General features: G+C 63.0%; 23 protein-coding genes and 1 tRNA gene. 19 read left to right on the top strand and 5 right to left on the bottom strand.

Annotation, left to right across the window (positions count from 1 at the left end):
* Window positions 1-4 precede the first annotated feature (4 nt).
* The 8 genes from der to NMQ14_RS03710 all read left to right on the top strand — a co-directional run bounded on the left by der (window position 5) and on the right by NMQ14_RS03710 (window position 7,853).
* A complete protein-coding gene (der, locus tag NMQ14_RS03675; protein ID WP_257093580.1) occupies window positions 5-1,333 on the top strand; it encodes a ribosome biogenesis GTPase Der in 1,329 nt (442 codons plus the stop codon).
* 100 nt (window positions 1,334-1,433) lie between these two features.
* Window positions 1,434-1,673 carry an RNA chaperone Hfq gene (gene hfq / locus NMQ14_RS03680; protein WP_257078466.1) on the top strand — a complete coding sequence of 80 codons (240 nt, stop codon included), beginning with the start codon at window positions 1,434-1,436 and terminating at the stop codon, window positions 1,671-1,673.
* A 36-nt stretch (window positions 1,674-1,709) separates the two neighbouring features.
* Window positions 1,710-3,008 (top strand): GTPase HflX, encoded by a 1,299-nt coding sequence (gene hflX / locus NMQ14_RS03685; protein WP_257093582.1) that lies wholly within the window; start codon window positions 1,710-1,712, stop codon window positions 3,006-3,008.
* On the top strand, window positions 2,995-4,212 hold the full coding sequence (gene hflK, locus NMQ14_RS03690) for an FtsH protease activity modulator HflK (protein WP_257093584.1): 1,218 nt from the start codon (window positions 2,995-2,997) through the stop codon (window positions 4,210-4,212). The genes hflX and hflK overlap by 14 nt, the downstream gene beginning before the upstream one ends.
* Window positions 4,212-5,093 carry a protease modulator HflC gene (gene hflC / locus NMQ14_RS03695; protein ID WP_257093586.1) on the top strand — a complete coding sequence of 294 codons (882 nt, stop codon included), beginning with the start codon at window positions 4,212-4,214 and terminating at the stop codon, window positions 5,091-5,093. Before hflK ends, hflC begins: the two co-directional genes overlap by 1 nt.
* A gap of 107 nt (window positions 5,094-5,200) precedes the next feature.
* Complete coding sequence (locus NMQ14_RS03700; protein WP_257093587.1) at window positions 5,201-5,386, top strand: DUF2065 domain-containing protein; 186 nt, start codon at window positions 5,201-5,203, stop codon at window positions 5,384-5,386.
* A complete protein-coding gene (locus NMQ14_RS03705; protein ID WP_257093589.1) occupies window positions 5,386-6,558 on the top strand; it encodes an ATP phosphoribosyltransferase regulatory subunit in 1,173 nt (390 codons plus the stop codon). Before NMQ14_RS03700 ends, NMQ14_RS03705 begins: the two co-directional genes overlap by 1 nt.
* 2 nt (window positions 6,559-6,560) lie before the next feature.
* Entirely contained in the window at window positions 6,561-7,853 is a 1,293-nt protein-coding gene (locus tag NMQ14_RS03710) for an adenylosuccinate synthase (protein WP_257078471.1), read from the top strand.
* Window positions 7,854-8,002: 149 nt separating this feature from the next.
* On the opposite strand, the gene NMQ14_RS03715 is transcribed toward NMQ14_RS03710, so the two are convergent.
* Window positions 8,003-8,087 (bottom strand) — tRNA-Leu (locus NMQ14_RS03715).
* Between the two features lie 33 nt (window positions 8,088-8,120).
* Between NMQ14_RS03715 and rnr the strand changes: the two genes are divergently transcribed.
* From rnr to NMQ14_RS03755, 8 genes are all read left to right on the top strand, one after another.
* A complete protein-coding gene (gene rnr, locus NMQ14_RS03720) occupies window positions 8,121-10,853 on the top strand; it encodes a ribonuclease R (protein WP_257093591.1) in 2,733 nt (910 codons plus the stop codon).
* Entirely contained in the window at window positions 10,850-11,605 is a 756-nt protein-coding gene (rlmB, locus tag NMQ14_RS03725; protein WP_257078473.1) for a 23S rRNA (guanosine(2251)-2'-O)-methyltransferase RlmB, read from the top strand. The genes rnr and rlmB overlap by 4 nt, the downstream gene beginning before the upstream one ends.
* 119 nt (window positions 11,606-11,724) lie before the next feature.
* Window positions 11,725-12,126, top strand: coding sequence for a 30S ribosomal protein S6 (rpsF, locus tag NMQ14_RS03730; protein ID WP_257093593.1), 402 nt, complete (start codon window positions 11,725-11,727; stop codon window positions 12,124-12,126).
* Window positions 12,123-12,476 carry a primosomal replication protein N gene (priB, locus tag NMQ14_RS03735; protein WP_257093595.1) on the top strand — a complete coding sequence of 118 codons (354 nt, stop codon included), beginning with the start codon at window positions 12,123-12,125 and terminating at the stop codon, window positions 12,474-12,476. The genes rpsF and priB overlap by 4 nt, the downstream gene beginning before the upstream one ends.
* A gap of 34 nt (window positions 12,477-12,510) precedes the next feature.
* Window positions 12,511-12,783, top strand: coding sequence for a 30S ribosomal protein S18 (rpsR, locus tag NMQ14_RS03740; protein WP_069040341.1), 273 nt, complete (start codon window positions 12,511-12,513; stop codon window positions 12,781-12,783).
* Window positions 12,784-12,797: 14 nt separating this feature from the next.
* Window positions 12,798-13,247 (top strand): 50S ribosomal protein L9, encoded by a 450-nt coding sequence (gene rplI, locus NMQ14_RS03745; RefSeq protein WP_257093597.1) that lies wholly within the window; start codon window positions 12,798-12,800, stop codon window positions 13,245-13,247.
* Window positions 13,248-13,454: 207 nt separating this feature from the next.
* A complete protein-coding gene (dnaB, locus tag NMQ14_RS03750; protein ID WP_257078476.1) occupies window positions 13,455-14,870 on the top strand; it encodes a replicative DNA helicase in 1,416 nt (471 codons plus the stop codon).
* Between the two features lie 7 nt (window positions 14,871-14,877).
* Window positions 14,878-15,987, top strand: a complete 1,110-nt coding sequence (locus NMQ14_RS03755; protein ID WP_257093598.1) for a DUF748 domain-containing protein — start codon at window positions 14,878-14,880, stop codon at window positions 15,985-15,987.
* A 26-nt stretch (window positions 15,988-16,013) separates the two neighbouring features.
* Here NMQ14_RS03755 and NMQ14_RS03760 read toward each other — a convergent pair whose 3' ends face one another.
* The 4 genes from NMQ14_RS03760 to NMQ14_RS03775 are packed head-to-tail and all read right to left on the bottom strand — an operon-like array spanning window position 16,014 to window position 18,863.
* The gene (locus tag NMQ14_RS03760; RefSeq protein ID WP_257093600.1) at window positions 16,014-16,469 is read right to left on the bottom strand and encodes a MarR family winged helix-turn-helix transcriptional regulator; all 456 of its coding nucleotides are present in this window, start codon (window positions 16,467-16,469) and stop codon (window positions 16,014-16,016) included.
* A gap of 34 nt (window positions 16,470-16,503) precedes the next feature.
* A complete protein-coding gene (locus tag NMQ14_RS03765; protein WP_257093602.1) occupies window positions 16,504-17,958 on the bottom strand; it encodes a PhoH family protein in 1,455 nt (484 codons plus the stop codon).
* A gap of 31 nt (window positions 17,959-17,989) precedes the next feature.
* Entirely contained in the window at window positions 17,990-18,442 is a 453-nt protein-coding gene (locus NMQ14_RS03770; RefSeq protein WP_257093604.1) for a peroxiredoxin, read from the bottom strand.
* 31 nt (window positions 18,443-18,473) lie between these two features.
* Window positions 18,474-18,863 carry an Mth938-like domain-containing protein gene (locus tag NMQ14_RS03775; protein WP_257093606.1) on the bottom strand — a complete coding sequence of 130 codons (390 nt, stop codon included), beginning with the start codon at window positions 18,861-18,863 and terminating at the stop codon, window positions 18,474-18,476.
* A 159-nt stretch (window positions 18,864-19,022) separates the two neighbouring features.
* On the opposite strand from NMQ14_RS03775, the gene NMQ14_RS03780 reads away from it, so the two are divergent.
* From NMQ14_RS03780 to NMQ14_RS03790, 3 genes are read left to right on the top strand one after another with little or no spacing between them, the layout of a single operon-like run.
* The gene (locus NMQ14_RS03780; RefSeq protein WP_257078482.1) at window positions 19,023-20,294 is read left to right on the top strand and encodes a pyridoxal phosphate-dependent aminotransferase; all 1,272 of its coding nucleotides are present in this window, start codon (window positions 19,023-19,025) and stop codon (window positions 20,292-20,294) included.
* Window positions 20,284-20,769: a GNAT family N-acetyltransferase gene (locus tag NMQ14_RS03785; RefSeq protein ID WP_257093609.1), complete on the top strand. Its 486-nt coding sequence runs from the start codon at window positions 20,284-20,286 to the stop codon at window positions 20,767-20,769. Before NMQ14_RS03780 ends, NMQ14_RS03785 begins: the two co-directional genes overlap by 11 nt.
* Window positions 20,766-22,079: a homoserine dehydrogenase gene (locus NMQ14_RS03790; RefSeq protein ID WP_257078484.1), complete on the top strand. Its 1,314-nt coding sequence runs from the start codon at window positions 20,766-20,768 to the stop codon at window positions 22,077-22,079. Before NMQ14_RS03785 ends, NMQ14_RS03790 begins: the two co-directional genes overlap by 4 nt.
* The last annotated feature ends 11 nt before the right edge of the window (window positions 22,080-22,090 follow it).

Here is a 22,090-nt window from a genome sequence, read left to right on the forward strand (position 1 = left end):
TAGCTTGAAACCCGTCCTGGTACTCGTAGGTCGCCCCAACGTCGGCAAGTCGACACTGTTCAACCGGCTGACCAAAACCCGAGACGCGCTGGTCGCCGATTTTCCCGGTCTGACGCGCGACCGTCATTACGGCAACGGCCGCCTCGGTGACCGGCCGTTTCTCGTAGTCGATACCGGTGGATTCGAGCCGACCGCACGCGACGGCATCATGGTCGAAATGGCGGCGCAGGCCGAACAGGCAATTGCCGAAGCGGATGTACTGATTTTCCTGGTCGATGGTCGAGCCGGTCTGACCGCGCATGACCGGGAAATCGCCGCCCGTCTGCGCCGTGTCGGCAAACCTCTGGTGGTAGCGGTGAACAAGGCCGAAGGCATGCGGCAGGAAATCGTCGCGGCCGAATTTCACGAGCTCGGGCTGGGTGATCTGCACGTGATTTCCTCCGCCCACGGCGAGGGCGTGCGCAGCCTGCTTGACCATTGCCTGAGCGGCTTTGCCGACGACAACGAGGTGGAACCGGATGACCGGGTCCCGAAGATTGCCGTGGCCGGTCGCCCGAACGTCGGGAAATCGACGCTGATCAACGCGCTGCTGGGCGAAGAGCGTGTCATCGCCTTCGATCAGGCGGGTACGACGCGTGACGCGATCAGCATCCCGTTCGAACGCAACGGCAAGCGCTACACGCTGATCGATACCGCCGGGCTGCGCCGCAAGGGACGGGTGTTCGAAACGATCGAGAAGTTTTCGGTCATCAAGACAGTGCAGGCGATCGAGCAGGCGAACGTGTGTGTGCTGGTGCTCGATGCAACGCAGGAAGTCTCCGATCAGGACGCCCATATCGGTGGTTTCATCGTCGAAAGCGGCCGTGCCCTGGTGCTGGCGGTCAACAAGTGGGACGCCGTGGACAGTTACCGGCGCGAAATCTTCAAGCGTGAAATCGCGCGCAAGCTGGGTTTTCTGGGCTTTGCGCGCCATCTGTACATTTCGGCATTGGAGGGGCTGGGCGTGAGCGGCCTGTTCGGTGCCGTGGACGCCGCCTACGCAGCGGCGATGACCAAACTTCCGACGCCCAGGCTGACGCGTGCGCTGCAGGCGGCGGTCGAGAAGCAGTCGCCCCCGAAGCACGGTCTTTTCCGGCCCAAGATGCGCTATGCCCACCAGGGCGGAATGAATCCGCCGGTCATCGTCATTCACGGCGCCGCACTCGAACATATTGCCGAAAGTTACCGGCGCTATCTCGAACACTATTTTCTGGAAATATTCCGGCTTCAGGGCACGCCGCTTAGGGTCGAATTCCGTACCGCGCACAATCCGTTCGTCGCATCGAAGAAATGATGAAGCAATCGGGGATCAAAATGCGTGGCCGGGGGTCTGAAGCTGCGGTGCATCAAAAAATCCAGTAGAGTCCTATTTCAAATAAACAAGAGGTGTCCACATGAGCAACAAAGGGCAAATGCTACAAGACCCCTTCCTCAACACCCTGCGCCGTGAGCACGTGCCGGTCGCGATCTACCTTGTTAATGGCATCAAGCTCCAGGGTCAGATCGAGTCGTTCGACCAGTACGTTGTACTGCTCAAGAACACGGTGACGCAGATGGTCTACAAGCACGCAATTTCGACTGTAGTGCCCGCGCGCCCGGTGAACATCCAGCACGACCAGGGCGACGGCGCTTGACCGGCGAAAACGGTCATCGGCAGGTACTTCGTTCACATGATTGAGCGGCCGGAGACAGGCGAGCGTGCAGTCATCGTCCAGCTTGATCTCGGCAAAGGCGATTACGAGGACCGGCTGGACGAATTCACGCTGCTCGCACTGAGTGCGGGTGCGGTGCCGGTAGCGCGAGCAGGGGGCAAGCGGCAAGCTCCCGATCCGGCAACCTTCGCCGGCAAGGGCAAGGTCGCCGAGATTCTCGACCTCGCCAATGCCAACGAAGCGGACATCGTCCTGTTCAATCACGAGTTGTCGGCCAGCCAGCAGCGCAATCTCGAGCGGGCGCTCTCGCGACGCGTCATCGATCGCAATGCGCTCATCCTCGATATCTTTGCGCTGCGCGCGCGCAGTCATGAGGGCAAGCTGCAGGTCGAACTGGCCCAGCTCGAACACCTGTCGACCCGTCTGGTCCGCGGCTGGACCCACCTGGAACGGCAGAAGGGCGGCATCGGCTTGCGTGGTCCGGGTGAAACGCAGCTTGAAACCGACCGCCGCCTGCTTGGCCACCGGGTGAAGGCGCTGAAGGAGCGGCTTGAAAAGGTCGAGCGCCAACGCGGCGTGCGCCGGAAGTCGCGCGAGCGGCAGTCGACGCCTGTGGTCGCGCTGGTCGGTTACACGAATGCCGGCAAGTCCACGTTGTTCAATGCCCTGACGAAGGCGGGCAGCTATGCCGCGGATCAGTTGTTCGCCACGCTGGACACGACGTCGCGGCAGCTCTACCTCGGTGAATTCGGGCAGGTGGTTTTGTCGGATACGGTGGGTTTCATACGCGACCTGCCGCATACACTGGTCGCGGCCTTCCACGCGACGCTGGAAGAAACTGCCGGCGCCGACCTTCTGCTGCATGTCATCGACTCGTCGGCACCGGATCGCGATGCGCAGATTGCCGCGGTTGATCGTGTACTGGCCGAAATCGGCGCCGATGCGGTGCCGCAGATACGGGTGCTGAACAAGGTAGACCTGATGCCTGCGCTGCAGCCGGGAGCCGATCCGGCTGGCTGTGATAACATTTGCAAAGTGCGCGTGAGTGCTCGCACCGGTGCGGGTTTGGCTGATCTGCGGTCAGTCATCGCAGCGCGATTACAGGCTGAAATGATTGCCGCCGCGCAGCGGGTGCAGCCAAATGACGATCCCCGAGGCCTGAACCTGGAACCGCGGACGAATTCCGCACTCCGAGTGATCAACTCAGCAGAGAGCGGTGACATGTCTTCCACGGAAGACGACAAGCGCTCCCCTCAACTTTCATCCTTACCTGTCCAATCCGAACGTGCTGAATGCGATCTTGATGTCGCTGAATGACCCCCGCTGGGGCAATCAGGGCGGCAATGGCAACAAAGGCGGCAACCAGGGACCTCCCGATCTGGAAGACCTGTGGCGCGATTTCAACAAGCGTCTGTCCGGGCTTTTCGGCGGCAAGTCGAACAATGGCGGTGGCGAAAGCCGTCCGCCGGTGACGCCACGTCAGTTCGGCAGCGGCATCGGCGTGGTGCTCGGCCTGATCGTCATCGTCTGGCTGGCCAGCGGTCTTTACATCGTTGACGCAAGCCAGCGCGGCGTCGTGTTGCGTTTCGGCAAGCTTGTCGAGACGACCGACCCGGGACTTCAGTGGCGCCTGCCGTATCCGATTGACTCGCACGAGCTGGTCAATCTGACCGGCGTGCGCACGGTCGAAGTGGGCTATCGCGGTGCAGAACGCAACAAGGTGCTCAAGGAAGCACTGATGCTGACCGACGACGAGAACATCATCAACATCCAGTTCGCGGTGCAGTACATTCTGAAGGATCCCGTCGCTTACCTGTTTCAGAACCGCCTGCCCGAGGAGTCGGTTGTACATGCCGCTGAAACCGCAATGCGGGAGGTGGTCGGCAAGAGCAAGATGGACTTCGTGCTTTACGAAGGACGGGAACAGATCGCAGCCGACGCGCAGCGCATCATGCAGCAGATATTGGACCGCTATCAGACCGGCATCCAGATCAGCCGCCTGACGCTGCAGAACGCGCAGCCGCCGGAGCAGGTGCAGGCCGCATTCGATGACGCAGTCAAGGCGGGACAGGATCTGGAACGGCAAAAGAACGAAGGTCAGGCGTACGCCAATGACGTGATCCCCAAGGCACGCGGTACCGCCTCGCGATTGCTTGAAGAGGCCAACGGCTACAAGGAACGGATCATTGCGACTTCGCAGGGTGATGCGAGCCGCTTCAAGCAGATTCTTGCCGAATACGTGAAAGCGCCGGAAGTCACACGCCAGCGTATGTATATAGACACGGTGCAACAGGTCATGATGAATACGAGCAAGGTGCTGCTCGACGCGAAGGGCGGCAATAACCTGCTGTATCTCCCGCTCGACAAGCTTATGCAACAGGCAGGCGCCGCTGCGGTCGATGTCGCGGCGGGCAGTCGCAGCAATGAATCGACGACGCTTCCGTCCATGTCCGGTGACGCTGCGGCGGCCGACATGCGATCGCGCGATGCTCTGCGCGCACGTGAGCGAGGAGAGCGTTGATGCGCGAAAAGCTACCTCTTTTTTTCGGTGGAATCATCGTTGCGCTGATCGTGCTGTCCAGCTCGCTGTTCACTGTCGATCAGCGCCAGTACGCCATCGTGTTCCAGCTCGGTGAAGTGCGCACCGTGATCGAGCAGCCCGGCCTGCATTTCAAATGGCCGCTGGTGCAGAACGTGCGCCTGTTTGACCGCCGCATCCTGACGCTCGACAGCGCTGACCCGGAGCGCTACATCACGTCGGAAAAGAAGAACGTGCTGGTCGATCTGTTCATCAAATGGCGCATCACCGACGTCAAGCAGTACTACATCTCGGTCGGTGGCAACGAGCGACTCGCGGAAACGCGCCTGCTGCAGACGGTGAACGCAGGGTTGCGCGAGGAATTCGGTCGGCGCACGGTCAATGAGGTCGTGTCGGGCGAGCGCGAAAAGATCATGGAAGACATGCGCAGCAAGGCCAATGTCGATGCGGTCAAGATCGGTGTGGAAATCGTCGATGTGCGGCTGAAACGCGTCGACCTGCCGACCGAGGTGTCCGAATCGGTGTATCGCCGGATGGAAGCGGAGCGCAAGCGTGTTGCCAACGAGCTGCGCTCGCTCGGTTCGGCCGAAGCGGAGAAGATCCGTGCCGACGCCGACCGTCAGCGTGAAATCATCGTCGCAGAGGCCTACCGGGAAGCGCAGAAGGTCAAGGGTGACGGCGACGCCCAGGCAGCGGCCATCTACTCCGACGCATTCGGCTCCAACCCGGAGTTCTACGCCTTCTACCGCAGCATGGACGCGTATCAGAAGAGCTTTCGCAACAAGAGCGACCTGATGGTCATCGAGCCGACGTCCGATTTCTTCCGCTATCTCAACAACAGCGGTCGGCAGCCGGTGAAATGAGCATCGGAACCCCAGGCGTCCGCGCTGCTGTATAGTCCACCGGTTATTTATTCGCCGTACGGAATGAAAAGTCACCAGCCCGCAATGCGGGCTGTGCTTTTTTCGTGATGGATTCAATACTTCTCATCGCTTTGGGTTTGATGCTCGTCCTGGAGGGCGTCCTGCCTTTCGTGGCGCCGCGCCTGTGGCGTGAAACTTTCCGCAGAGCGACCGAGCTGGCCGACGGCCAGCTTCGTTTCGTCGGTCTGACCTCAATGATTATCGGTATTGCGCTGATTGCGCTGTTCAAGTGATGCGTCGCTGGTTATTGCCCGAATCGATCGAAGACCTGCTGCCCGATGAGGCACGTCAGGTCGAAAGCCTGCGTCGGCGCCTGCTGGATGAGTGCCTGACCCAGGGCTACGAGCTCGTCGTCCCGCCCCTCGTCGAATACATCGAATCGTTGCTGACCGGCAGCGGGCGCGACATGGATCTGCGTACCTTCAAACTGGTGGATCAGCTGTCTGGTCGAACGATGGGACTGCGTGCCGACATCACGCCCCAGGTCGCACGCATCGACTCCCACCTGCTGAACCGCAGCGGCGTGGTGCGCCTGTGCTACTGCGGCCCGGTCGTCCATGCGCTGCCGTCCGGATTCAACGCGACGCGAGAACCGATACAGCTCGGTGCAGAGCTTTACGGCCACGCAGGGATCGAGGCAGACGTCGAACTGGTCACCTTGCTGCTGACGGCGCTCGATGTTGCGCAGGTTGCGCTCGCACGCATCGATTTTGGCCATGTCGGCATTTTTCGAGCGCTGGCCGACCGCCTGGAGTCACCTCAGCTGCGCAGCGAAGACGGATTGCAGGACTTGTTTGCAGCGCTTCAGGCCAAGGACATGCCGTCGCTTCGGCAACTGCTGGTGGATGAACCCGCCACGCTCAAGGCTGCCTTCCTCGCACTGCCCGATCTGTACGGGAAGGCTGACACGCTGGCGCGAGCGCGCGCAGCGCTGCCGGATTTCCCGGAAATCGCGACCGCGCTGGCGGAACTTGAACGCGTGGGTGCGACAGTCGATGCCGATGCACTCGGTTTTGACCTCGCGGACCTGCGCGGCTACCACTACCACAGTGGAATTACGTTCGCCGCATACTGTGCCGGTCAGGCGCAGGCGATCGCGCTCGGCGGGCGCTACGATGAAGTGGGCAAGAGTTTCGGCCGGGCGCGTCCGGCGACCGGATTCAGCCTGGATCTGCGCCAGCTGGCGCGTCAGGCGCCGCAACTCGAACGGCGGTCGGGCATCCGCGCGCCGTATGTCCATGATGCCGCGCTGATGCAGCGGGTTCGCGCATTGCGTGACGCCGGCGAAATCGTCGTGGTGGACCTGCCGGGTCATCCGGACGATGTCGCCGAACTGGGATGTGACCGCCAATTGGAATTCGTTGAAGGTGAGTGGCAGATCGTGTCGCTCGATAGAAAGGTTTAAGCATGGCAAAGAACGTAGTGGTCGTCGGCAGTCAATGGGGCGACGAGGGCAAGGGCAAGGTCGTCGACTGGCTGACCGATTCGGTACAGGGCGTGGTGCGCTTCCAGGGCGGTCACAACGCTGGCCATACGCTGGTGATCGGTGGCAAGAAGACCGTGTTGCACCTGATTCCGAGCGGCGTGCTGCGCGAAGGCGTGGCCTGCTACATCGGCAATGGTGTCGTGCTGTCACCCGAGGCGCTGTTGTCCGAGATGGACGAACTGGAGGCTGCCGGAGTCGATGTTGCGGCGCGCCTGCGCATTTCGGAAGCCTGTCCCCTGATCCTGCCGTACCACCAGGCGCTCGATCGTGCCCGCGAAACCGCCAAGGGCGAGAACAAGATCGGCACCACCGGTCGAGGCATCGGCCCAGCCTACGAGGACAAGGTGGCGCGCCGTGCGCTGCGCCTGCAGGACCTGCTGCGCCCGACGCGTTTTGCAGCCAAGCTGGCGGAGATACTCGATTATCACAACTTCGTGCTGACGCAGTATTTCGGCGCGCCCAAGGTCGACTTCCAGCAAACGCTGGATGGCGCGCTGGCGCTGGCGCCGCGCATCGAAAAACTGGTGGCCGACGTGCCGCGCGCCCTGTACGAAGCGAACAAGGCGGGCTCGAACCTGCTGTTCGAGGGGGCCCAAGGCACGTTGCTCGACATTGACCACGGCACCTATCCCTTTGTCACGTCGAGCAATTGCGTCGCGGGTGCGGCGGCGGCGGGTGCCGGCGTCGGCCCGACGATGCTGCATTACGTGCTCGGCATCACCAAGGCTTACACGACGCGCGTCGGCGGCGGACCGTTCCCGACTGAACTGTTCGATGACACCGGACGCCATCTGGCCACCAAGGGCAATGAATTCGGTGCCACCACGGGTCGTCCGCGTCGCTGTGGCTGGTTCGATGCCGCCGCGCTGAAGCGTTCGATCCAGATCAACGGCATATCCGGCCTGTGCGTGACCAAGCTTGACGTGCTGGATGGCGTCGAGGAACTGAAGGTGTGTACCGGTTACCGCATCGAAGGAGAGCTGTCGGACATCCTGCCCGTCGGCGCCGAAGAGCTGTCGCGCTGCGAGCCGGTGTATGAAACGCTACCGGGCTGGAAGGACACGACCTTCGGCATCAAGGCGCTTGATGAACTGCCGGCGAATGCCCGCAGTTACCTCAAGCGCATCGAGGAAATCTGCGGCGTACCGGTCGACATGATTTCCACCGGACCTGACCGTACCGAAACCATTCTGCTGCGCCATCCGTTCGAGTGAGTGATGGCGGGGCCGGGGGCCGCATGTCCGTGAAGGCCATGCGGTTCATAATGGGTACAGTGACCGATGCCGTCAGGAACGTCGGCAGGAATAAAGCGGACAGGAAAAGAAAAAAGCCGACATCGCTGTCGGCTTTCGTCCTTGCTTCTTGGTGCCCAGGAGAGGACTCGAACCTCCACACCTTGCGGCACTAGTACCTGAAACTAGCGCGTCTACCAATTTCGCCACCTGGGCAAGAGGCTGCGCATTCTAAAGAAAGCATTCACGTTGTCAAGAGAAACAGAGAAGAAGAATTCACCGAGCAAGATTCGACGCGCCGACCCGTTCTTCGAACGCGAGTCGACGCGTTACGACAATCCCCTGCCGAGCCGCGAGTACATCGTGCAGACGCTCGAAGAGACCGGCATGCCGATGAGCGCCGACGAGCTCGTGCAAGCGCTGGACATCCAGCCCGAGGAGCGCGAGCACTTCGTGCGCCGCCTGAGCGCGATGGAGCGCGAGGCACAGCTGATGCGCAACCGGCGCGATGCCTACATCATTCCCGACAAGGCAGACCTCGTGGCAGGGCGGGTCGAAGGACACCCGGACGGGTTCGGCTTCGTCATCACCGGTGACGGCAAGGACAAGAAGGGCGAAAAAGGCGACAAGGGCGACATCTTCCTCAGCGCACAGGAAATGCGCAGCGTGCTGCATGGCGACCGTGTACTGGTGCGCGTCACCGGGCTAGATCGGCGCGGCCGCCGTGAGGGCAGGGTGGTTGAGGTCACCGAGCGCGGCAATACGCGTCTGGTCGCCCGCGTCGTCGAAGAGCACGGCGTGCAGTTCTGCATTGCCGAGAACCGCCGCATCCGCCAGCAAATCGTGCTGGCCGCGCCCGAGAAGGGCAAGCGGGCACTGAAGGCCGCCGCCGGCAGCGTGGTCGAAGTCGAACTGATCGAACAGCCGACCCGCTACACGCCGCCGATCGGCCGCGTGGTCGAGGTCCTGGGAAATTTCGGCGATTCCGGCATGGAAATCGAAATCGCGCTGCGCAAGCACGACATGCCGCACGAATTTTCCGCCAAGGCACTCGCTGCGGCAAAACGCCTGCCCGACGAAGTACGGCCGGAAGACATCGGCAAGCGCGAAGATCTGCGCGCGCTGCCGCTGGTCACCATCGACGGTGAAACCGCGCGCGACTTCGACGATGCGGTCTACGCCGAACGGCAGGGCAAGGGCTTCCGCCTGATCGTCGCCATCGCCGATGTCAGTCACTACGTGAAGCCGGATGCGCCGCTAGACATCGACGCCTTCGAACGCGGCAATTCGGTGTATTTCCCGCGCCGCGTCATTCCGATGCTGCCCGAGAAACTGTCGAATGGCCTGTGTTCGCTGAACCCGGAAGTCGATCGCCTGTGCATGGTGTGCGACATGGATGTGTCGGCCACCGGCGCCATCCAGCACTACAGCTTTTACGCTGCAGTGATGAATTCGAAGGCACGGCTGACATATACCGAAGTGGCGGCTGCGATCTACGACAAGGACCCTGCGACGCGCGAACGCCTGCAGCCGCTGCTGCCGCGCCTCGAAGCACTCGATGCGGTGTTCCGCGTGTTCGAGAAGGCGCGTGCCAAGCGCGGCGCAATCGACTTCGAAACCGTCGAAACGCTGATGCTGTTCAACGATGAAGGCAAGATCGACCGCATCGTTCCGTATGCCCGCAATGATGCGCACCGGCTGATCGAGGAATGCATGCTCGCGGCCAACGTGTGCGCGTCACGCTTTCTCGAAGACAGCAAGCAGCCGACGCTGTATCGCGTGCACGAAGGCCCGAGCGAGGACCGGTTGCAGAAGCTGCGCGCCTTCCTCGGCGAATTCGGCTTCCAGCTCGGCGGTGGCGACAAGCCGCACGCGAAGGACTACGCCGCGCTGCTGACGCAGATCGGCGATCGGCCGGACCGCCAGTTGCTGCAGACCGTGATGCTGCGTTCGTTGCGTCAGGCGGTGTACAGCCCCGACAACGTCGGCCACTTCGGTCTTGCCTACGAGGCCTACACCCACTTCACGTCGCCCATCCGTCGTTATCCCGATTTGCTCGTGCATCGCGCGATCAAGGCGGCGCTCGCGAAGAAGCGGTACGAGCCGGGTGACTGGTCGGACATCGGCCTGCACTGCTCGACCACCGAGCGGCGTGCCGACGAAGCCAGTCGCGACGTCCAGAACTGGCTCAAGTGCTATTTCATGCAGGATCGCGTCGGCGAAGAGTTCGAAGGCAGCGTTTCGGCTGTCGTGCCATTCGGTCTGTTCGTCGCGCTGGACAATGTCTTCATCGAAGGGCTGGTCCACATTTCCGAACTGGGCGCTGACTACTTCCACTACGAAGAGGGCAAGCATCGTCTGGTTGGCGAGCGCAGCGGACGCATGTATCGCCTCGCTGACCGGGTGCGCATTCAGGTCGTGCGAGTCGATCTGGACAACACCCGCATCGAATTCAGGCTGGCGGGCGGTGGCGACGATTTCGGGCGCGTGCCGCGCGCATCGCTGACGCCGAAAGCCGGGCCGACCGGTCCTTCATCGCGCAAGCGGGTCGCCGTCGAACCGGTCGAGCCCACGCCGCCGCCGAAGGCGGTGAAAGCCGGTCGGGGTCGGGCAGCCAGGAAGGCGGCTCAGGCGTCTGCGGCCGCTTCGTCCCCGTACGCTGTTCCGGACAAGCCGTCCGTTGGCAAGAAACCGAAAGCGGCATCGAAAGCAGCGCCTGACGCACCAGCCAAGCCAGCCAAGCAAACCAAAAGCGGCGCGAAAAAGGCTGCGAAGCCCAAGGCTGCAAAGCCGGAGCCCGCGAAGCGTGAAGCTGCAAAATCGAAGGCCACGAAGCCAGCTGCGAAAGCGGCCGGCAAACCTGCGGCCCTGCTGCTCTCGAAGTCGCCCGCCAGATCATCGAAGACGGCCGCAGCAAACGGCGGCGGGACGAACGAGACCCCGCCTGAGCCGGCTGCACCGAAGCGTGGTGGCCGGAAATGAGTGGCGATACGCGTTACATCTTCGGCTTCCACGCGGTGACGGCAAAAATCCGTCACGCCGCGGACAGCGTGAAGGAAGTGTTCGTTTCGACGGCTCGGACCGACGGCCGCATGCGCGACCTCGTCCGCGCGGCCGAAGCGGCTGGTGTGAAGCTGGTGCAGACCGATCCGGCACGGCTTGACGGGCTGGCAGGTGGGGCCGCCCGCCATCAGGGTGTAGTGGCGCGCGTGCTGGCGCAGATTCCCTATCGCTCGCTGGACGACGTGCTCGATGCGCTGTCCGAACCGCCGCTGCTGCTGGTACTCGACGGCATCCAGGATCCGCACAATCTCGGCGCCTGCCTGCGAGTCGCCGATGCGGCGGGTGCCCATGCCGTGGTCGCGCCGCGCGACCGTGCGGTCGGCCTCAACGCCACCGCAATCAAGGTGGCCAGCGGCGCGGCAGATACCGTGCCCTATGTGACCGTCACCAACCTGGCGCGCAGCCTGCGCGAAATGAAGGAGCGCGACATCCTGACCATCGGCGCGGCCGGCGAGGCGACGCAGTCGATGTATGCCGTCGACCAGTCCGGCGCGGTGGCCTGGGTGCTCGGCGCCGAAGGCGACGGCCTGCGCCGGCTGACGCGCGAAACCGCCGACGTGCTGGCGATGATTCCGATGCACGGCACGGTTGAAAGCCTGAACGTATCGGTTGCCAGCGGCATCTGCCTGTTCGAGGCCAGACGCCAGCGCAGCGCCCGGTCCGGCTTGTGAGGCCTTGATTTTCCGGGCTATAATGTTTGGCTTACCTTGCCTCACCGGACTCGCATGCCGGGAGGCTTAACCGCCAGGTCTGCCGCAGGGCAGGCGGGCAAAAACCGCAAGGAGATTACATGCGACATTACGAAGTGGTTTTCATCGTCCATCCGGACCAGAGCGAGCAGGTGCCCGCAATGGTCGAGCGCTACCGCACGCTCGTCACCGGTCGCAGTGGCAGCATTCACCGTCTGGAAGACTGGGGCCGCCGTCAGCTGGCCTATCCGATCCAGAAGGTACACAAGGCCCACTACGTGCTCATGAACATCGAGTGCGACAACGAAACGCTGGCCGAACTCGAGCACGCCTTCAAATTCAACGACGCCGTCCTGCGCCATCTGACGATCAAGATGCGCAAGGCTGTCGTGACGCCTTCGCCGATGATGAAGGAAGAGAAGTCGCGTTCGCTGCTGGCACCGTCCGCTGACCCGGCACCGGCTGCAGAAGCCGAGCCGGTCGCCGAACAGCCGGCCGCTTGATCGACGGCGGAACGGATACGGCGCGCAAGGCGAATCCGTCCGGTCAGGCGATCAACAGTTTCACGTTGCACGCCATCCTGATCGAACGTGACGCGCTGAGGCACACACCGGCTGGCGTGCCGATCCTGCGGGGATGTCTCGAACACCACTCGCAGCAGATCGAAAACGGCGTGCCGCGCGAAGTCAGGCTTGAAACAGACTTCGTGCTGCTCGGAGACCAGGCCGGATTGCTCGCCGCCGCACCGCTCGGAACCGCGTTGATCGCACAGGGATTCATGGCTGCCCGCAGCGCACGAAGCAGGCAGGCAGTCATGCACATGAACAGCATTGAATTCGTGACGGAACGCTGACCCGCGAACCGTCGCAAAAATGGAAGGAACCACCATGGCTTTCAGACCGAAGAACGCAAAGAAGAAGGACGATCGCGGATCGCGCAGCATGTTCAAGCGCCGCAAGTTCTGCCGCTTCAGCGCCGAGAAGATCGAAGAAATCGACTACAAGGACGTCGAAATCCTGAAGGATTTCATCTCCGAGAACGGCAAGATCATGCCGGCCCGACTGACCGGCACCCGTGCCGGCTATCAGCGCCAGCTGTCCACGGCCATCAAGCGCGCCCGCTTCCTTGCGCTGATGCCTTTTACTGACCTGCACCAGTAAGCGAGGAGACAACCATGCAAGTCATCCTGATGGATAAAGTGGCCAAGCTCGGCGATCTGGGCGATGTGGTGAAGGTGCGTGACGGTTACGCCCGCAATTTCCTGATTCCGACCGGCCGCGCCAAGCGCGTCACGCCGGAAAACCTGGCGGTGTTCGAAACGCGTCGCGCCGAACTGGAAAAGGCGGCTGCCGAACGTCTGGCGGGCGCCAAGGCCGTCGCCGAAAAGATGGAAGGCGTGACCGTTCAGGTCGTGCGCAAGGCCGGTGTCGATGGTCGCCTGTTCGGCTCGGTGTCGACGTCCGACATCGCCGAGGCGCTGGTCGCCCAGTCGTTCCCGGTCGACAAGTCGATGGTCCGCATGCCCGATGGTCCGCTGAAGACGACCGGCGAAAGCCAGTTCGAAATCGCGCTGCACTCGGATGTGCTGGTCAACGTCACGGTGGCAGTGGTCGGCGAAAGCTGATCGTCGCTTCCGGCCAGCTGGCCGGGTCGCAGCAAAAAAGCCACCGCAGGGTGGCTTTTTTGTTTTCGAGTTGGCGTCCAGATGTACTTCCAGCAGAGCCACATCGCTGCCCACAGCTTATCCACAGCTTGTGCCGTTGTGCCGCACGCCCGGCCGGACTAGATTGCCGGATTGACGGCACCGCTTCCAGGAAACGAAAACACCACAATGAGCATCGTGCGCAACGCAGGCAACCCCGACGCGCAGGCCGCACAGGCTTCGCAGGACAGGCAGATCGCTGCACTGAAGCTGCCGCCCCATTCGATCGAAGCCGAACAATCCCTGATCGGCGGGCTGCTGCTCGACAACAGTACCTGGGACCGCGTCGGTGACCAGGTCGGCGAATCCGATTTCTACCGCGATGACCATCGTCGCATCTTCCGCCACATCGCGAAGCTGATCGAACAGGGAAAGCCGGCCGACGTCGTCACCGTGTACGAGTCGATCGAAAAGTCCGACGAGGGACAACAGACCGGAGGATTGGCGTATCTGGGCGAAATCGCCAACAACACGCCGTCGGCAGCGAACATCCGCCGTTACGCGGAAATCGTCCGCGAGCGCGCCATCCTGCGCAAGCTGGTCAGCGTGGGCGATGAAATCGCGGCGAGTGCGCTGTCACCGCGCGGACGCGATGCCAAGACCTTGCTCGACGAAGCGGAATCGAAGATTTTCGAGATTGCGGAAGCCGGTGCCAGCAGCGGCTCCGGCTTCGTCGCCATCCAGCCCTTGCTGGTCCAGGTGGTGAACCGTATCCAGGAACTGTACGACCGCGACGATCCGTCCGACGTCACCGGTGTGCCGACTGGCTACATCGACCTTGATGCGAAGACGGCCGGCCTGCAACCGGGCGACATGATCATCGTCGCCGGCCGTCCGGCCATGGGCAAAACCTCGTTCGCGCTGAATATCGCCGAGCACATCGCCGTCGACATCGGGCTGCCGGTCGCCATCTTCTCGCTCGAAATGCCAGGCACCCAGCTGGCCATGCGTTTCGTGTCATCGGTCGCCAAGATCGATCAGGGCCGTCTGCGCACCGGACGGCTGACCGACGATGACTGGGGCCGGCTGACGATGGCACTGGGCAAGCTGCATGAAGCGCCCATCCACATCGACGAGACGGGCGGCATCAATCCGACCGACCTGCGCGCCCGTGCACGGCGGCTGTACCGGCAATGCGGCAAGCTCGGCCTGATCGTGGTCGATTACCTGCAGCTGATGTCAGGCACGCGCGATGGCGAGAACCGAACGGCGGAAATTTCCGAAATTTCACGCTCCATCAAGTCGCTGGCCAAGGAACTGCACGTACCGATCATCGCGTTGTCGCAGCTGAACCGCGCACTGGAACAGCGACCCAACAAGCGCCCGGTAATGAGCGACCTGCGCGAATCCGGCGCCATCGAACAGGACGCGGACATCATCATGTTCATCTACCGGGACGAGGTCTACAACCCGGACACGCAGGACAAGGGGCTGGCCGAAATCATCATCGGCAAGCACCGGAACGGCCCGACCGGCACGGTCACGCTCGGCTTCCAGGGCGAACACACCCGCTTCGTCAACGCGGCGCGGCCGGGTTCCTACTGACGCGAACATGCGTTCCGGGCTGCGCCGCGCCGTTCTGCTCCTGGCCCTGACGGGCGTGTCGTTGCTCGGCGCCTTCCTGCTTGCGCCGCTGCTGCTTCGCAATCAGATCGAGACGGCCCTCGGGCCGCGCGGCGAGGTTGCGAAGATCGATGTCGGATTCGGGTCGGTCGTGCTGCACGACGTGCGCATTCGCGCCGTGCGCGATGGCAAGCAGGGATGGCCGACCGATGACGAGCTGCGTGCGCGACGCGTCGAAGTGCGTCCGCAACTGCGCGACCTGCTGTCGGCACGCGTGCGCATCGAGCGCATCACGGTCGATGGCGCCTATCTGTCGATGTTGCGCACGCGTGACGGCGTACTGAGGGTGCTGCCGGTGCTGCTGGAGAAGTTGCCTGTTCAGGAAGGCGCTCAGGACGCATCTCCCCGAAAGCCCGTTCCGGTTCATGTATCGCGCATCGAATTGCGTGACGCGGCGCTCGATTTCTACGACGCCAGTGTGCGCCGGACACCGCATCGGATGACCTTGCAGGCATTGAACGCAGAGATCGGACCGTTCGATCTTCCTGCGCTGGATACCGCCAGCACGCTCAAGATGGAGGGCGTCGTCAAAGGCGTGCGACAGGACGGCCGCCTGACGTTGCAGGGCGAAGTGCTGCCCGCGACTCGCGATGCACGGCTGGAACTGTCGCTGCGCGATGTCGATCTGGTGGCCTTCCAGCCCTATCTGATCAAGGCGGCGGAAACCGGCGTCAAGCGCGGCACGATGGATCTGGACATCCGGCCGGTCGTCGTCGAACAGCGCCTGAAAGCGCCCGGCAGGCTGACGCTGAAAGGACTGGAGCTTGCCTCCGGCGGCTCGTTCATGGGCTTGCCGCGGGCGGCCGTGGTCGGGCTGATGAAGGACAGGGACGAGCGCATCAGCGTCGACTTCACGCTGGAAGGCCGCATCGATGATCCTTCGTTCTCGCTGAACGAAGGATTCGCCACCCGCGTCACCGGCGCCGTCGCCGAATCGGTCGGCGTCAGTCTCGGCGGCCTGGTGCGCGGGGTAGGCAGTGCCGGCAGTTCGGTCGTGAAAGGCGTCGGCGACGCGGTGGGCAAACTGTTCGGCGACTGAATGGCTGGCTGCGAGCGACGGCTCGTTCAGCCAGCGCCGTGAGCGGCCTGATCATGCTGCTTCAGGTGCGCGCTCAGCATGTGCAGTTCGGAGCGCATGCGCGCAAAGACGTCCGGCGGCAGACCGGACTGTTCGGCCACCCCGGCATGCACGGGCCGCGCCTGTTCCCGCAGTGCGCGTCCGGCATCGGTCAGCCGGATTTCCAGAGCCCGCTCGTCGATCCGGCTGCGCGCCCGCGTGATGTAGCCGGCGCCTTCAAGCCGCTTGAGCAGCGGCGTCAGCGTGGGCGAATCGAGATCCAGACGTTCGGCAAGCGCCTTGAGCGTCAGCGCGTCTTCCTGCCACAGAACCAGCATCACCAGATATTGCGGGTAGGTCAGGCCGAGGGCCTTGAGCCCTGGCGAGTAACAACGGGTGATGGCATGCGTCGCTGCATAGAGGGCGAAACACAACTGCTGGTCAAGAAGCATGGGATCAATCATGGTTGCGGCTCCTTCATCACTTCACACATGGCACTCATAGCACTTCGGCTGCATGATCGGCAAGGCGCGAGCGCTCGCCACGCTGCAAGGTCACGTGACCACTGTGCGGCCAGCCCTTGAAACGGTCAACGACATAGGTCAAACCGGAACTGCCTTCGGTCAGATAGGGCGTATCGATCTGCGCAATATTGCCCAGGCAGATCACCTTGGTGCCAGGGCCGGCGCGGGTGATCAGCGTTTTCATCTGCTTGGGCGTCAGGTTCTGCGCCTCGTCGATGATCAGGAACTTGTTCAGGAAGGTGCGCCCGCGCATGAAATTGAGCGACTTGACCTTGATCCTGCTGCGAATCAGGTCGAGCGTGGCGGCGCGGCCCCACTCACCGGAGGCGTTCGGGTCGTCGGTCTTGTTCAGCACGTCGAGGTTGTCTTCGAGCGCGCCCATCCACGGCGTCATCTTCTCTTCTTCGGTACCCGGCAGGAAACCGATGTCTTCGCCGACCGGCACGGTCACGCGCGTCATGATGATTTCGCTGTAGAGCTTGCTCTCCAGCACCTGGGTCAGTCCGGCAGCCAGCGTCAGCAGCGTTTTGCCGGTGCCCGCCTGGCCGAGCAGGGTGACGAAATCGATATCCGGATTCATCAGCAGGTTCAGCGCGAAGTTCTGTTCGCGGTTGCGCGCCAGAATGCCCCAGACCGAATTCTTGTGGTGTCCGTAGTCGACCAGCGTTTCCAGCACCGCGGTCTTGCCGCTGCGTTCGCGCACTGCGGCATGGAAAGGCTTGTCCTGCTTCGCGCCCGCTTCACGGTAAACGAATTCGTTGATCAGCAGGTCGGGGCACAGCGGGCCCTTCACCCGATAAAGCGTGCGGCCGCTCTCCTTCCACGATTCAAGGTTGCCGCCATGCTCGTCCCAGAACTTCTCCGGCAGCTCGCGCGTGCCGGTGTAGAGCATGTCGGTGTCTTCGAGCACCTTGTCGTTGAAGTAATCCTGCGCATGCAGCCCGAGCGCGCGAGCCTTGATGCGCATGTTGATGTCTTTCGACACCAGGATGACCTGACGCGCCGGATAGCGCTGCGACAGGTGCATCACGACCGCGATGATCTGGTTGTCCGCCTTGGCGGTGGGCAGTCCGGCCGGCAGCACGCCATCGATCGCCTCGGTCTGCAGCAGCAAGTGGCCACTCGCCAGGTCGCTCGACGCCGCCGCCAGCGGTATCCCCAGGGCGATGAGGTCTTCCGCACCGCTGACGATCTCATCCAGCAACCGGCTGGCCTGGCGCGCGTTTCGCGCGACCTCGGTCATGCCCTTCTTGTTGTTGTCCAGCTCTTCCAGCGTCATGATCGGCACGAAAATGTCGTGCTCCTCGAAGCGGAACAGGCTGGTCGGGTCGTGCATCAGCACGTTGGTGTCGAGGATGAAGAGCTTGGTGGCGGGGGCGGACTTGCGGGTGCGCGGTGCGGGTGCTGCGGCGGGGCGTCGGGTGGCCATTGGATCTTTTCTTTGTCGGTTGCGCCGGGTTTCAGAGTGTATTGACGAAGTCGAGCACCTCGTCCGCGTGCCCCGGCACTTTCACGCCGCGCCACTGGCGCAGGATAAGGTTGCCGGTGCCGATCACGAAAGTGCTCCGCTCCACGCCGCGCACCTGCTTTCCGTACATGTTCTTCATCTTCATGACGTCGAAAATTGCGCACGCGGTTTCATCGGGATCGGAAATCAGTTCGAACGGGAGCTCGAGCCTGGCCTTGAAATTCTGATGCGACTTGATGCTGTCACGCGAAATGCCGATCACGCCGCAGCCGGCGGCAACGAACTGCGGATAAAGATCGCGAAAGGCTGCGCTTTCGGTGGTGCAGCCCGGTGTGCTGTCCTTCGGGTAGAAGTAGATGACCAGCGGCTTGGCGGCAGCGGACAGGTTGAAGTCCTGTCCCGAGGTGGAAGCGAGTGTGAAATCGTCGATCTGGGTGGTGCTCATCTGAGCCGTCTCTCCTTGAGTGGTTTCGGGGTCACGCTGACGGCACAGCCTCCGGCAGGATGAGTGCTGCGGCCACGGCACGGCCTTCCGCGACCAGTATGTTGTAGGTGCGCGCTGCGGCCAGCGTGTCCATGACTTCAACGCCGATGCCGGCGTCGATCAACGGACGCAGCAGGGAAGGGTGCGGGAACTGCTGTGTCGGGCCGGTGCCGAGCAGAAGAATCTGTGCATCGAGCGAGGTCAGTTGCGCAAAGTCGGCGGCATCGAGCTGGTCGATGCTGCCGGCACCCCAGTCCTCGCGCAGCAGTCCGGGGCCGAGCACCACGGTGCGCGTCAGCTGGCGCTCGCCGATCTGCAGATAGCCATCACCGAATCCGGTGACAAGGTAGGTGGTCGGGCGCGGGGTCTGGTGCAGCTTCACGGTGGTTCGGTCGGAGAGGATCCAGGTGGTCTTCGGGTGCCGCCGGCAACCGGCTTTTGCCCTGCCTTGCGGGCTCGCATACAATCATATCTTTTTTCGTCGGCGGACAATGAAGTCCGCGCGACGGCGGTCATCCCGGTGACTGCCGCAACCTGCCCCATGCCCAGTCATCCAATCATCGCCTCTCCAGATCGCCCCATCGTGCATCCTCCGGTTTCGAAGTCTTCAAAGCTCGCCAACGTCTGTTACGACATCCGCGGCCCCGTGCTCGCCCGGGCCCGCCAGATGGAGGAAGAAGGGCAGCGCGTCATCAAGCTCAACATCGGCAACCTCGCGCCATTCGGTTTCGAAGCGCCTGAGGAAATCGTGCAGGACGTGATCCGCAACCTGCCCGACGCATCCGGCTACACCGATTCGCGCGGCTTGTTTGCACCGCGCAAGGCCATCATGCAGTACAGCCAGGAAAAGCGGATTCCGGGCGTGGGCGTGGACGACATCTTCATCGGCAATGGTGCGTCCGAGCTCATCGTGATGGCCATGCAGGGCCTGCTCAACAGCGGCGACGAAGTACTCGTGCCGGCGCCCGACTACCCGCTGTGGACCGCGGCAGTGACGCTGGCCGGCGGCACGGCGCGTCACTACATCTGTGACGAAGGCGCCGACTGGATGCCCGATCTGGCCGACATCCGCGCCAAGATCACGGCCAACACGCGCGCCATCGTCATCATCAACCCGAACAATCCGACCGGCGCGCTGTACTCCGACGCGCTGCTGCAGGATCTGGTGGAGATCGCGCGCCAGAACAACCTGATCGTGTTTGCCGACGAAATCTACGACAAGACACTGTACGACGGCGCCACCCACACGTCGATCGCCTCGCTGGCCGACGACCTGTTGTTCGTCACCTTCAACGGCCTGTCGAAGAACTACCGCGCCTGCGGCTACCGCGCCGGCTGGATGGTCGTATCGGGCGACAAGCGTCATGCGCGCGACTACATCGACGGGTTGAACATGCTGGCGTCGATGCGACTGTGCTCCAACGTCCCGGGCCAGTTCGCGATCCAGACCGCACTCGGCGGCTATCAGACGATCAACGATCTGGTTGCGCCGGGCGGACGACTGGCGCGACAGCGCGACACCGCGTGGGAGCTGCTGACGCAGATCCCGGGCGTCAGCTGCGTCAAGCCGCGCGCCTCGCTTTACCTTTTTCCGCGGCTTGACCCGAAGCTCTACCCGATCGAGGACGATCAGCGCTTCATTCTCGAACTGCTGGAAGAGCAGCGTGTGCTGCTGGTGCAGGGCACCGGCTTCAACTGGCCGCGGCCGGACCACTTCCGCGTCGTCTTCCTGCCGCACGAGGACGACCTGCGCGAAGCCATCGGACGCATCGCCCGCTTCCTCGACGGCTTCCGAAAGCGTCATGGCCGCTGAGGTCACCGTCGTGCGGGTGGCCGCCCGGCGCGCCGTTCTCGAACCATCCTGGCTGGCGCGCGCGGAAGCGGTGCATCGCGCACTCCGGCCCGATCTGCCTGCGGATTACGTCGGCACATTGCAGGGCATTTTCGACGACGGCGGCGAAATGGTCGTGGCCGTCCGCGATGACCAGGTGCTCGGCGTGGCGGTCTTCCGCTGTCACCGCAACACGTCGAGCGGTGTGCACTTCTATATAGATGACCTGGTCACCGCACCGGCGGCTCGCTCGCAGGGGGTCGGCAAGACCCTTCTCGACTGGCTTGCGCACGAGGCAACAGAACGCGGGGCCACGCGCCTCAGGCTTGACTCCGGCACACAGCGCGTCGATGCGCGCCGCTTCTACCATCGCGAAGGCATGCACATCGCCTGTTTCCTTTTTTCGCGGGATCTGGACACGGTCCCGCAACGACATTCCACACGAGGCAAGGCATGAAACCCATCAATGTAGGTCTGCTCGGCATCGGCACCGTCGGTGGCGGAACCTGGACGGTCCTGACCCGCAACCAGGAAGAAATCACCCGTCGCGCCGGTCGGCCGATCCAGATCACCGCGGTAGCCGACCGCGATACCGCCCGCGCGCAGCAGCTGACCGGTGGCAAGGTGAAAGTGACCGGCGATGCCTTCGAGGTCGTGCGCGACCCGAACATCGACATCGTGGTCGAACTGATCGGTGGCTACACCATCGCGAAGGAACTGGTGCTCGAGGCGATCGCCCATGGCAAGCATGTGGTGACCGCCAACAAGGCGCTGCTGGCCACGCACGGGCAGGAAATATTCGCCGCGGCGCAGGCCAAGGGCGTCATGGTGGCGTTCGAGGCTGCGGTCGCCGGTGGCATCCCCATCATCAAGGCGGTGCGTGAAGGGCTGACGGCCAACCGCATCGAGTGGGTGGCCGGCATCATCAACGGAACCACCAACTACATCCTGTCGGAAATGCGCGACAAGGGCCTGACCTTCGCCGACGCGCTGGCCGACGCACAGCGGCTGGGCTACGCCGAAGCCGATCCGACCTTCGACATCGAAGGCGTCGATGCCGCACACAAGATCACCTTGCTGTCGTCGATCGCGTTCGGCATCCCGGTCCAGTTCGACCGCGCGCACATCGAAGGCATCACGAAACTGACCGCCGACGACATACGCTACGCCGAAGCGCTGGGCTATCGCATCAAGCTGCTGGGCATCACCAAGCGCAAGGCCGACGGTTTCGAACTGCGCGTGCACCCGACGCTGATCCCGTCGAAGCGCCTGATCGCCAATGTCGAGGGCGTGATGAATGCGGTGCTGGTGAAAGGCGACGCGGTCGGCGCCACGCTGTATTACGGCCGCGGTGCCGGCGCCGAGCCGACAGCGAGCTCGGTGATCGCCGACCTGGTCGACGTGACCCGTCTGCACACGGCTGACCCGGAACATCGCGTGCCGCATCTGGCATTCCGCGCCGATCAGCTGTCCGACACCCCCATCCTTCCGATCAGCGAAGTCGAGAGCGCCTACTATCTGCGCCTGCGCGTGCAGGACAGGCCGGGGGTGCTGGCCGACATCACTCGCATCCTCGCCGACCAGGAAATCAGCATCGACGCCATGCTGCAGAAAGAGCCGTCGGAAGGCGAACAGCAGGCGAACATCATCATGCTGACCCACGTGACGCGCGAGAAAAAGGTCGATGCCGCCATCGCACGCATCGAAGCACTCGACAGCACGGTGGGCAGCGTGACGCGTCTGCGCCTTGAAGAGCTGAACGGCTGAGTGACTTGCAA

This window comes from Methyloversatilis sp. XJ19-13, assembly GCF_024580155.1.
In the GTDB taxonomy this organism is placed as follows: Bacteria; Pseudomonadota; Gammaproteobacteria; order Burkholderiales; family Rhodocyclaceae; genus Methyloversatilis.